12 protein-coding genes, 1 tRNA gene and 1 riboswitch are annotated in these 9,961 nt (G+C 51.4%); of the genes, 5 read left to right on the forward strand and 8 right to left on the reverse strand.

Going from position 1 to position 9,961, the window contains the following annotated elements; genetic code table 11:
• The 3 genes from gcvP to gcvT all read right to left on the reverse strand — a co-directional run.
• The coding region (gene gcvP / locus A918_RS0113585; RefSeq protein WP_022711595.1) for an aminomethyl-transferring glycine dehydrogenase at positions 1-2,748 on the reverse strand (2,748 nt) is incomplete at its 3' end.
• A 3-nt stretch (positions 2,749-2,751) separates the two neighbouring features.
• Positions 2,752-3,120: a glycine cleavage system protein GcvH gene (gcvH, locus tag A918_RS0113590; RefSeq protein WP_022711596.1), complete on the reverse strand. Its 369-nt coding sequence runs from the start codon at positions 3,118-3,120 to the stop codon at positions 2,752-2,754.
• 4 nt (positions 3,121-3,124) lie between these two features.
• On the reverse strand, positions 3,125-4,240 hold the full coding sequence (gene gcvT, locus A918_RS0113595; RefSeq protein WP_022711597.1) for a glycine cleavage system aminomethyltransferase GcvT: 1,116 nt from the start codon (positions 4,238-4,240) through the stop codon (positions 3,125-3,127).
• Between the two features lie 147 nt (positions 4,241-4,387).
• A riboswitch (glycine riboswitch) is annotated at positions 4,388-4,473 on the reverse strand.
• 100 nt (positions 4,474-4,573) lie between these two features.
• On the opposite strand from gcvT, the gene A918_RS0113600 reads away from it, so the two are divergent.
• Both A918_RS0113600 and A918_RS0113605 read left to right on the forward strand, forming a co-directional pair.
• Positions 4,574-4,810 carry a hypothetical protein gene (locus tag A918_RS0113600; RefSeq protein ID WP_022711598.1) on the forward strand — a complete coding sequence of 79 codons (237 nt, stop codon included), beginning with the start codon at positions 4,574-4,576 and terminating at the stop codon, positions 4,808-4,810.
• Between the two features lie 127 nt (positions 4,811-4,937).
• Positions 4,938-5,013, forward strand: a tRNA-Phe gene (locus A918_RS0113605).
• Between the two features lie 406 nt (positions 5,014-5,419).
• Here the strand turns inward: A918_RS0113605 and A918_RS0113610 are convergent.
• Both A918_RS0113610 and A918_RS20495 read right to left on the reverse strand, forming a co-directional pair.
• Entirely contained in the window at positions 5,420-5,869 is a 450-nt protein-coding gene (locus tag A918_RS0113610; protein ID WP_022711599.1) for a hypothetical protein, read from the reverse strand.
• Positions 5,866-6,240: an HNH endonuclease gene (locus tag A918_RS20495; RefSeq protein ID WP_022711600.1), complete on the reverse strand. Its 375-nt coding sequence runs from the start codon at positions 6,238-6,240 to the stop codon at positions 5,866-5,868. The genes A918_RS0113610 and A918_RS20495 overlap by 4 nt, the downstream gene beginning before the upstream one ends.
• Positions 6,241-6,308: 68 nt before the next feature.
• Between A918_RS20495 and A918_RS21840 the strand changes: the two genes are divergently transcribed.
• On the forward strand, positions 6,309-6,485 hold the full coding sequence (locus A918_RS21840) for a hypothetical protein (RefSeq protein WP_022711601.1): 177 nt from the start codon (positions 6,309-6,311) through the stop codon (positions 6,483-6,485).
• Between the two features lie 8 nt (positions 6,486-6,493).
• On the opposite strand, the gene A918_RS21365 is transcribed toward A918_RS21840, so the two are convergent.
• The 3 genes from A918_RS21365 to A918_RS0113635 are packed head-to-tail and all read right to left on the reverse strand — an operon-like array spanning position 6,494 to position 8,837.
• Positions 6,494-7,492: a recombinase RecT gene (locus tag A918_RS21365; protein ID WP_022711602.1), complete on the reverse strand. Its 999-nt coding sequence runs from the start codon at positions 7,490-7,492 to the stop codon at positions 6,494-6,496.
• A 2-nt stretch (positions 7,493-7,494) separates the two neighbouring features.
• Positions 7,495-8,625, reverse strand: a complete 1,131-nt coding sequence (locus A918_RS20505) for a PD-(D/E)XK nuclease-like domain-containing protein (RefSeq protein WP_022711603.1) — start codon at positions 8,623-8,625, stop codon at positions 7,495-7,497.
• Positions 8,625-8,837 (reverse strand): hypothetical protein, encoded by a 213-nt coding sequence (locus tag A918_RS0113635; RefSeq protein ID WP_022711604.1) that lies wholly within the window; start codon positions 8,835-8,837, stop codon positions 8,625-8,627. The genes A918_RS20505 and A918_RS0113635 overlap by 1 nt, the downstream gene beginning before the upstream one ends.
• Positions 8,838-8,940: 103 nt before the next feature.
• On the opposite strand from A918_RS0113635, the gene A918_RS21370 reads away from it, so the two are divergent.
• Entirely contained in the window at positions 8,941-9,399 is a 459-nt protein-coding gene (locus A918_RS21370) for a hypothetical protein (protein WP_022711605.1), read from the forward strand.
• Positions 9,400-9,506: 107 nt separating this feature from the next.
• Positions 9,507-9,785 (forward strand): hypothetical protein, encoded by a 279-nt coding sequence (locus A918_RS0113650; RefSeq protein ID WP_022711607.1) that lies wholly within the window; start codon positions 9,507-9,509, stop codon positions 9,783-9,785.
• Positions 9,786-9,961: the final 176 nt, after the last annotated feature.

The following is a 9,961-nucleotide window of genomic DNA, read 5'->3' on the forward strand; positions in this document are numbered from 1 at the left end:
TACGTTGTCGATACGCGATACCGGAGCCCAATATTTGGAAGCCGGATCCATATTTTTCGCAGGGAAGGCTGCTTCCTTGCGGGAGTACGGATGTTTCCAGTCGTCGAGCATGGTGTCTGCAACGGTATGAGGTGCATTCGCCAGCGGATTGTCATCCTGCGGCCATTCACCGGCTTCGACCTTAGCCGCTTCCTTGGCGATGGAGATCATGGCGTCGCAAAGACGATCCACTTCTGCCTTGGATTCGGATTCAGTCGGTTCAACCATCAGCGTGCCGGCAACCGGCCATGACATGGTCGGTGCGTGGAAGCCGTAATCGATCAGACGCTTGGCAACATCTTCAACGGTCACACCGGCTTTGTCTTTCAACACGCGGGTGTCAACGATGCACTCATGCGCCACACGATTGTTCGCACCGGTATAAAGGATCGGATAATGATCCTTCAGGCGCTCAGCAATATAGTTCGCATTGAGAATGGCCACTTCCGTTGCATTTTTCAGACCGGCGCCGCCCATCATACGGATATACATCCATGTGATAACGAGGATCGACGCACTGCCGAATGGTGCAGCGGAAACCGCATTGTCGCTGCCTGCGTTCACGTGACCTGGCAGGAATGGTGCCAAATGTGCGCCAACGCCGATCGGGCCAATGCCCGGACCGCCGCCGCCATGCGGAATGCAGAAAGTTTTATGCAGGTTCATGTGGCAAACGTCAGCACCGATATCGGCCGGACGTGCCAGACCAACGAGCGCATTGAGGTTCGCACCGTCGAAGTAAACCTGACCGCCATTCGCATGAATGATTGTGCAGATTTCACGGATAGTTTCTTCAAACACGCCATGGGTGGACGGATAAGTGATCATCAGCGCCGACAGCGTATCGCGATACTGTTCTGCCTTGGCTTTCAGATCGGCCACATCAATGTCACCGTCTTCGAGGCAGTTGACGACAACCACTTTCATGCCTGCCATCTGCGCACTGGCCGGATTGGTGCCGTGTGCGGAAGAAGGAATAAGGCAGATAGTGCGGTTTTCGTCGCCATTTGCGCGGTGATAGCGGCGGATTGCCAGAAGACCGGCATATTCGCCCTGACTACCGGCATTCGGTTGCAGGGATACAGCGTCAAAACCGGTCACTTCGCAAAGCCATGCTTCGAGATTGTCGGTCAGAACCTTGTAGCCTTCCAGATGCGCCTGTGGTGCAAAAGGATGCAGACCACCGACGGTCGGCCATGAGACCGGCATCATTTCGGCAGAAGCATTCAGCTTCATGGTGCAGGAGCCGAGCGGGATCATCGCACGGTCAAGCGCCAGATCCTTGTCTGCCAGCTTGCGCAGGAAACGCATCATTTCGGTTTCTGAACGATAGCTGTGGAATGCAGCCTGTGTCAGGAAATGTTCGTCACGCGGCGCATCCGGTAACAGACGGGCAGCTTTTTCAACAGGCTTCGCACCAAACAATGCAACCAGAGCCAGATAATCATCTTCCAGCGAGGTTTCATCGAAAGTGACAGACACAGTATCAGCATCAATGACGCGGATCAGGCGATCGCCTGCCAGAGCCTTGTCAGCATAATCCTGTGCTTTGCCTTTAACCGTTACAGTCACTGTATCAAACAGCTGCTCACCGGCCAGTTCAAAACCGGCAGCTTTGAGCGAGGCTGCAAAACGGGCAGTGATCGCATGAACGGCATCAGCAATAGCCTGAAGGCCTTTCGGGCCGTGCCAGATTGCATAAGATGCAGCCATATTGGCCAGCAGTGCCTGAGCGGTACAGATATTCGATGTCGCTTTATCGCGGCGAATATGCTGTTCGCGGGTCTGCAGCGCCAGACGATAGGCCGGACGGCCATGTGCATCGAGCGACTGACCGACGATACGGCCCGGAATGATACGGGTGAGGTTTTCTTTCACGCCGAGATAAGCAGCGTGAGGACCACCATTACCCATTGGCACGCCGTAGCGCTGCATGGAACCGACAGCAATATCGGCACCCCATGAGCCCGGAGACTGGGTGATGGTCAGCGCCAGAGGATCGGCAACAGCCACAACCAGAGCACCGGTCTGTTTGGCGCTGGCGATAATACGGGTGAAATCACCGTAAACGCCGCGTGTATCCGGCCAAGGAATGATCACAGCAGCGGTTGTGGTATCCACTTCGCCACCAACTTCAATGATCATGCCATGCGGTTCTGCACGGGTGTTCAGAACATCCAGTGTCTGCGGGTGCAATTCACCGGCAATCACCATTTTCGGACGTTTTTCGCGGTGATGGCGGTAAGCAATGCCAACAGCTTCAGCAACAGCCGTTGCTTCATCCAGCAGCGATGCACAGGCAACCGGCAGGCCGGTCAGTTCTGTCACCAATGTCTGGAAGTTGAACAGCAGTTCAAGGCGACCCTGACTGATTTCAGCCTGATACGGTGTATAGGCTGTGTACCATGCCGGATTTTCAAACAGGTTGCGCTGAATAACCGGCGGCACATGGGTACCGTGATAGCCCGCACCGTAGAAGCTTTTGGCAACTACGTTGCGCCCCATAATGCCGGACAGCTCACTGAGAGCTGCGGCTTCATCAAGCGGAGCAGGCAGGTTGAGTGCGCGGTCAAGACGAATTGACTGCGGCACTGCCTGACTGATGAGAGCGTCCAGCGACGGCAGACCAAGCGCCGACAGCATTTCCTGCTGTTCACCGGCGCGAGGGCCGATATGGCGCTCTACAAAAGGAAGAGATGATGATGCCATGATTTAGCCAACCAGTGCCTGATAACCGGCAGCGTCGAGCAGACCTTCGAGCTGAGCTGCATCGGAGATTTTCATCTTCCACAGCCAGCCTTCGCCTTCTGCCGCGCTGTTGACGAGCGCAGGGTTGCCATTGAGTTCTTCGTTGATTTCAATGACTTCACCGTTAAGCGGTGCATACACATCGGATGCAGCTTTTACAGACTCAACCACAACAATGGCTTCGCCTTTTTCCACAACGCGTTCAACTTCAGGCAGTTCTACGAAAACGAGGTCGCCGAGCTGTTCCTGAGCGTGGTTGGTGATGCCGACAGTTGCAATGTCGCCTTCAACGCTGAGCCATTCATGATCTTCGGTAAAAAAGATTTTAGGCATGCGATTATCCTTTGTGATAGCGAGGTTGGGTAAATGGAAGTGTATGGACGTCTACAGGCACTTTATTGCCGCGGACTTCCGCAAAAAGACGTGTGCCCGGTTCCTTCAGATCGGCTCTGACATAACCCATGGCAACAGGGAAACCGGCTGAAGGGCCGAAGCCGCCGGACGTGATTTCACCGACTTCGCTGCCGGCTTCATCAAACAGTTTGGTACCGGCGCGAACCGGCTGGCGGCCTTCCGGTTTGATGCCGACGCGGCGCTTTTCAGGACCGTTAGCAATCAGTTCCAGAACTTTAGCGGCGGCAGGGAAGGCTGCGGTTTCGCGCACAGCTTTGGTGATTGCCCATGTCAGACCGGCAGAAACCGGATCGATGGTTTCAGTGATGTCCTGACCATGCAGGCAAAGACCGGCTTCAAGGCGCAGACTGTCGCGGGCGGCAAGGCCGATCCATGCAACGCGGGAATCGCCCAGCAGAGATTTCGCAAGTGCCGGTGCATCGCTGAGCGGCGCGGCAATTTCAAAACCATCTTCACCGGTATAGCCGGAGCGGGTAACGAACCAGCCCTGTTTTGGCTCAAAACCATGCATGAATTTCAGCTCTTCAGTGCTGAAACCGAGATCAGATGCGAGGCTCTTCATAACATCAGCAGCCTGCGGGCCCTGAATGGCAAGCAGAACGCGGTCAAGCGGGGTTACTGTGCAGTTGAGACCTGCAGCACCTTTTTGGAAATGCTCAATATCAATATCGGCATTACCGGCATTGGCAACAATCATGAAACGTTCGTCACCCAGACGGGTCACGATCAGGTCATCAATGATGCCTGCGTCATTATTCATCAGGAATGTATATTTCGACTGGCCTTCATTGAGTTTGGTGACATCAATCGGGCACAGCTTTGCAAACAAAGCGGCAGCATCGCTGCCTGAAACTTCGATGAGTTTCATATGCGAGATGTCGAACAGACCAGCCTGTTCACGTGTATGAACATGCTCTTTCATCACGCCAAGCGGATAAGTCAGCGGCATGTTCCAACCGGCAAAGCCGCCGAAACGGGCACCGGATGCAATATGTAATTCTTCCAGCGGAAGCGTTTTTAAAGAAGATGTATCGCCCATTTTTCACTCCAGAGACACACGTCCGCCTTCCGCAAAAGCGGAAAGCCATGATGTACCCCTCTGTCGGAAGCCTGAGAGACTCGCAAGCCTGTTGAGGCTTACTTACACCTTCGGCGCGGGGTTTCCCCCGACTTTCCAGAGTTGCCTTGCTTTTCTGCGGTTCTTGGTACCTGAGAGATTTCGGGCGATTTCCCCTTCGGTGGCCGTTACCGGCACTCTCCCGCAGACAAACAGGAATCAGGATATGATCCTCTCCTCGACATGCGTGCCTTTTATCGCAGCTGGCTGGTGAAGTCATCTGGAATTATTATAATGCGGCTCTTTGCGCAGTGATTGAATGTCGCGTCTTTTGAAAAAGCGGTTTTGGCAGCGACACAGAATGCACAATATAAGACGTATGGAATTTTCTGCGCTGTCAAAACCACGGCTGAGAATTTTCAACAGGCGGATTCGGGTGATTCACATCTGTTTTTCATCTTCGAGGCAGCGGATTTGTGTGATTTTGAGTTGAGTGCGGGAGTTTTCAAAAGAAAATATCCTTTAAAAATCAAGGAAAATCGGGCTTTTTGAAAATAATTGCCGGTTCGCTGCATAATTTCTGTTCAGGGTGCTGGACAGGCAAAAATTTAATGCTATAAAGCGCTCACATCAGACGGACACCAACACCGTCACGCTGGCCAGACAGGCTTGCAGGGATGCCCGGATAGCTCAGTTGGTAGAGCAGCGGATTGAAAATCCGCGTGTCGGCGGTTCAAATCCGTCTCCGGGCACCACTTAAAAATCCAACAAAATCAAATAATTATAGCAATAATAATAGCGATGATCGTACTGTTTACGTGTTGCATTGTGTTACATGCCAAAACGCGCATTTCTAGGGTTTTCAACATGTTACAAATTACTCCATGCAACACGGATGCAACATATTGAAGCGTTAAAGCCGCCTATCATGGCGGCTTTATTATTTTGTCAGGTCAGCTATTTTGGTTGACATGAATCACACTGCTTCTTGTTGAGCAATCCAGTTAATAATTGTGGATTTTCGCGCGCAGAGTAAGTCACCGGCTTTAAAGTGGGGGAATGAGCCCTTTGCACATAGATGATAAATTGTTCGCTCAGGAAAGCCGCTGAACTTACTAATCGACTTTGCGCCAATTAATATGTCGTTTGATAAATTTTCAGTCAATCCTTCCCTCCTTCCGGTACGAGTGGTGTGGCGTTGAAAACTTGGCGCTTCAACTCTCGGATTTCCCGCCTTAGCCGGATGATATTGGGTTCAGGGGTTGCAATTTTGGATTGCTCTTGTTTGTCTTCAGCCTTCAATAGCCCTATCTGAACAATCAGCTCATCCCTTGTCATACGGCTGTGCCCCCCAATAGCTGGATCTGATAATGATTGCGCTGTAGGATTCTTATTTTTGAGGTGCTTCCCGTGTCTGAAAGCCGATATGATATGAAGCAAGATGTGAATGGTACTTGGGTTATTATTGATAGAGCTACCGGTTTCATAACCATAGTCGATGGCTCTCTGCAGGTTGGTCTTGATAGGGACGCCGCCGACGGTATGGTTGATTTGCTTAATAAGCTTGATCGGGAGCTGATGGGCAGCAGTAAACATTAAACTATCTGTCATTGCATGCGCTCCTGTGGCTGGATTGGCTCGTATAGTGAGCGACGCTTCTGAACGATTTTTGTGAGTGCTGGCTTTGGTTGCTTCCGGCCTGCCAGTGCAGATTTTGCTCGTAGAGCGCCGCTGGCCTTGTCACGCTGCCGATCAGATTTTCTGATGCGCCGAATATCTTCAGCCGTCTTTTCAACATGGCAGACACGGCAGAGCAGGCGGCCATTAGCAACTGTTGCCTCGCCACCAAGAGCACAAGGTAAAATGTGATCGACTTCGCCTTCACCGGCTTTTAGTTTGGCCGAGCAATTTTCACATTTGCCGTCTGCACGGGCTTTGATCAGTCCTTTGATCTTGCGGGTGAATTCTATGCGCTTCGTCATTTTTAACACCACAAAAATTGGAACGTATTTGTCTTTTGTGGGTTGAGTTTTTGAGAAGGAGCAAATTTATGACACACCCAAAAACTACTGGTAAGAACAAAACTACGATTCTGAATATTGAGACCGTGGAAGAGCCTGCAAATAGTACTTTGAATAAGGAGGGGCAAATTCCTCCCAAAGGACCAAAGGTTGAGAAGCGACTGAAAGAAGCGGTGAATGCCCTTGATGCCCCGACGAAGAAGTAGGTGTTTGCTCATAGCATCACCTCGGTTTCATCAATCTGGGCGATGCCGCAGGCATGGTTGATGGCATCCGCAACTTCCATTTCTTGCTTGCACACTGCTTTAAAGTGCATGGCGATTGTTCCCGCTTTCTGATTGGCATACTCAGAAAGAGGATATCCGCCTGCTAGAAAAGCGTTGCATGTCATGCCGATTACAGCCGGGTCATCACCGACGGCGGCCTTTAAGCGATTAATCAGTTCCCGCAGTGAAACCTTGTCCTGATCGGTTAAATGATCAACTACGCTGGAATTGTCGAGGGTGGCGGCTGATGGGGACTGCTCACCACCCTCTGTACCGGCATCGGACAGGGGAGTATCTGCCGGTATTTCTTGTCCTGCTGTTTCATTAAGTATTTCACCGTCAACTATCACAGTTTCCTGTGTGGCGATTGGTTCGTCCGACAACGGGTCTGCAATCACTGTTTTGGCGTGTGGGGATACATCTTTCATCCGGTCGTACTCGTCCGGCTCCATGATGCCTGAAAAGCCGAATGCGTATCGCGCAGCCTGAATTGCTGCTTTGTGACGAAGCATACGGTTCGGCCATTTTTTCCACGGATCAGTTTGGCGGAAGCATTCAGACATGTATTCGATTACGGATACCGGACGTGCGCGGTCTTTCCGGTAAATCCTGCATTCAACGGAATACAGTTTTCCATCATCACCGTTGCTGTCTTGAAACTCCATTCCGTCGAATTGCGGGTGCGAGTTGATCAGGTTCATCCAGCCATCTATTGAGACGATAGGTTGAATCCCGCCGCGATCCGGAAAAGCATAAATCTCTTTGGTGAGAGGATTGAGCTTGTATTCCTTGGCGACCATCAGGAAGGCTGCAAATTGCTCGTTTGAGCAATCGCCTTTGATTACCGTTGCTTTGATGGCCGAAACGAATGCAGCAGGCTCCATGTCATAACGGGATGCCATGCTGTCCACGAGGGAACGTTTTTGTGCTGGTACGATCTGGTTCATAATTACGATCCCGTCATAAGGCGCTGCTGGTACCAAACCGGCAGGTCAGTTTCGTCTAATTCTTCAAGTGGAGTGGACGGCACCCATGCTGTTTCAGTGCCGAATTCGGCCAGATAGGTGCGGTAATTATCGACCGCCTGCGCGATCATGCTTCGTGCATAACTGAACAGCGGATTGCCGGGGGAAAGCTTGATGCCGTGCGAGATAGGAGCGCCGTCTTTCTGCCAAAAGACAAAGACGAATGCGAAAACCTCATTTGCCGCGACCTTCGCCAGCCATTCCGGATCATAGGAGCCGAACACGCGACCTTCATTCAGTAGGCGTTTAAGCTGGCGGCGGCCTTCGGTGTAATGCTCTGCGGAAATGATGTAATCATAACTCGCAACAGCATCGCAGCAGGCTTTGGTGAATTCCTTGTCGGTGCGATTGGCAATGGATTTCAGGTCGGTAATCGCATTCAGCTTGAGATAGTCAAACCGCGCTTTGAACCGTACACCGTCAGCAGTCCAGAATACGGACACTTCGGGCTGACCACCTTCAAAGGCATTGGACAGTGTTGTGTTCGTCTTGATGAAAGCCGATGCAGCAAGGATTTTTGCATAGTCCTTAAACTTGATAAGCTCTTTGCCGGATTTTTGTGCGAGAATGAGTACTTCATCAAATATCGCAGGGCAGTCAGGAAATTGTTTGGCTCGAGCTATTAACTCTGCTTTTGAGCCTGATTTGGATGCCTTTTTTTTAGATAGAAAATCGCGCAGATCATCGGCAGTTTTCAAGCAGCCCTGATAATTGTCAGAGTTTGGTTCTGGTGCGTATTTAGCAATAAACTGATCTCGACCTTCCAAAACACATAGGTGCAACTGACGGCCGAAGACTTTAGCAGGCGTATCGTCGTTTTCTTCACGTGCCGGGTTCATCCAGCTTTCCCACCAGAAGTCAGGCGCATTGCCGACAAGCTTTTTCAGGCCTGTGGAACCGAGAGCCTTATCCGCATGATAAACCGCATCGGACATGCCAAAGTAAATTCCATCCGGATGCTCAATGAAGCCTGCTTTTTCAGCGGCTTTCTGCACGACCTTGACAGACAGGTCACTAATCGACTGAAACTCGTCACAATCAATCTTGATATCCATCACGCGGCCTCCAATCGGCGCGAATCTGCGGCTTGCAATTCGGCTTCAAGTTCAGCGCAGAGCTGCGTCAGGCGTTCGATTTCGACATGAGCGGTAATCAGAGCCTGCTTGGAATCTTCCTGAACAACCTCGACAACGCGCTCCAGTGCAAGTTTGGTGTTGCCCTGATCCCAATAGGCGTCCCAGACGCGATCCATGATTGGTGCGGTCATAGTCACCACCTCACAGAGCTACTTGAGCGAATGAGCGCTCATGGGCTGCAAATTCACGGTTTGAACGGCGCTCAGCTGCAACGATGTTCCCGAAGCTGACGGAATGGCGAAGCCACAACGGCGGGTTGTCCAGAACATCGCCAATGAAATGCAAAGACACTTCATCGGTAATGTCAGACACGCGCATTGTCTGCTCGTCGATCTAGACTTTGCAATCAAAGCACTGAATGCCGACGACAAAGCCACAGTGACGGATCGCTATCTCAATCAGGGCACTATCCTGACATGGCTTAATCTTGTTCCCGGCTTTCAGTCGGATTTGCTGCGTGACCGTGCACCAGCAATCGAACGGATAGAAGGTGAGGGCGAACTGGCTGGCCTTGCAGGCAAAGACCCGAAAAGCCCATACGATGCCAGTTCTGATGAAGATGCGGCATGGCTGCGTGGTTGGGACAAGGGGCAGAAATTTATGCGCGATAATCTCCAGTCTGCCATGGAAAAAATCAATTCGGAATCTGACGAAGATGCCGATCCGGACTTTCCGGATCAGGCGGCGGCGTGAAAGAGCAGCCTTCTGTTGCTGAGCTGATCATGTTGGCGGCGGCCTGTTATTTCGTGGCCGCTGCTCTGATCGTAGCTCCATTATATCTCTGGATAATTGGGTAAATCATGACAACCGCGCCAGCCTTACAGCAAGATAATGAGACTCGTGATTATCGCCTGCGCGTCTACATGCGCGCAAATTCAGGCAGTTGGATTGCCCGTGGCAACATCATGCATGCTTGCGGTTTTGATAATCCGAAATCACAGCCGGTCGGCGCTTATGTCCAGTTCCAAAATAGTCTGATCCGCGTGAACCAGCAGCTTAAAGCTGAGGGTTTGAAGATTACCCGATCTGAGGATGGCGCGGAAATCTATTCTCTTATTTCAATCGTGGAGGCTAAGTGATGGCGCTTATTCTTGGGCTTGATGTGGCAACGCAGACCGGATTTGCATGGTTAGACACGAACGCATCGCTATCCACTGTAAAGACTGGTGTGAATAGCCCCTAGATTTGTAGACACCTTGTGACTTAAAAAAGAGGCAAGGAGCTTACGATGGGTAAAGCTAATTTCACCGACGAA

The sequence above is a fragment of the Pseudochrobactrum sp. AO18b genome (assembly GCF_000409565.1).
GTDB classification, from domain to species: Bacteria; Pseudomonadota; Alphaproteobacteria; order Rhizobiales; family Rhizobiaceae; genus Pseudochrobactrum; species Pseudochrobactrum saccharolyticum.

Excerpts from the sequence above, each read along its gene's own strand:
- A918_RS21840 (WP_022711601.1), top strand. The coding sequence starts at position 6,309 with ATGACACACCCAAAAACTACTGGTAAGAACAAAACTACGATTCTGAAT.
- gcvT (WP_022711597.1), bottom strand. The coding sequence starts at position 4,240 with ATGGGCGATACATCTTCTTTAAAAACGCTTCCGCTGGAAGAATTACAT.
- A918_RS0113650 (WP_022711607.1), top strand. The coding sequence starts at position 9,507 with ATGACAACCGCGCCAGCCTTACAGCAAGATAATGAGACTCGTGATTAT.
- A918_RS0113635 (WP_022711604.1), bottom strand. The coding sequence starts at position 8,837 with ATGACCGCACCAATCATGGATCGCGTCTGGGACGCCTATTGGGATCAG.
- A918_RS20505 (WP_022711603.1), bottom strand. The coding sequence starts at position 8,625 with ATGGATATCAAGATTGATTGTGACGAGTTTCAGTCGATTAGTGACCTG.
- A918_RS20495 (WP_022711600.1), bottom strand. The coding sequence starts at position 6,240 with ATGACGAAGCGCATAGAATTCACCCGCAAGATCAAAGGACTGATCAAA.
- A918_RS21370 (WP_022711605.1), top strand. The coding sequence starts at position 8,941 with ATGGCGAAGCCACAACGGCGGGTTGTCCAGAACATCGCCAATGAAATG.
- gcvH (WP_022711596.1), bottom strand. The coding sequence starts at position 3,120 with ATGCCTAAAATCTTTTTTACCGAAGATCATGAATGGCTCAGCGTTGAA.
- A918_RS0113610 (WP_022711599.1), bottom strand. The coding sequence starts at position 5,869 with ATGACAGATAGTTTAATGTTTACTGCTGCCCATCAGCTCCCGATCAAG.
- A918_RS21365 (WP_022711602.1), bottom strand. The coding sequence starts at position 7,492 with ATGAACCAGATCGTACCAGCACAAAAACGTTCCCTCGTGGACAGCATG.